Source organism: Sutterella sp. KLE1602, assembly GCF_001578585.1.
Lineage (GTDB): Bacteria > Pseudomonadota > Gammaproteobacteria > Burkholderiales > Burkholderiaceae_F > Sutterella > Sutterella wadsworthensis_A.
The window spans coordinates 1-445 of record NZ_KQ968585.1 but is presented as its reverse complement, the minus strand read 5'-3'; the positions used below and the strand labels follow the sequence as shown (position 1 = coordinate 445).

General features: G+C 62.7%; 1 protein-coding gene. It reads left to right on the top strand.

The window, feature by feature from the left end:
• On the top strand, positions 1 to 445 hold a 445-nt coding region (locus HMPREF3036_RS10985), incomplete at both ends, for an FAD-dependent oxidoreductase (protein WP_156469828.1).

Sequence of the window (445 nt, the reverse complement as noted above, 5' to 3'; positions counted from 1 at the left end):
GATCCCGCAACGCTTCCCGTCAAAAACCTCAAGGCCGACGTGATCGTCGTCGGTGCGGGTGGTACGGGTCTGGCCGCTGCTGTGGCCGCGCGCCTTGCCGGCGCCGAGGTGCTCGTCATTGAAAAGCTCCCGATGGTGGGCGGCAGCTCTGCTTTTGCGGGTGGGGCCATTGCTGCTGGAGATTCCAATGCTCAGAAGCGAGTTGGAAGCCAGGGGACCTCGACCGAGGAGTTTGTCAAGATCTGGCTCAATGACCAGAAGCGCTCCTCCGCGGGCGGCGATCCCTCCTATCCTGATGAGCGTCTTGTGCGCGCCATGGCCAGAGAGTTTACGGTGACTGCCAACTGGCTCGAAGACAAGATCGGCCACAAGTATGCGCCCCCGCGTCCATTTGGCTACGGTGGGCCCGATTTTGCGCATGCGCCTGCTGAATCCCCCGTACCCG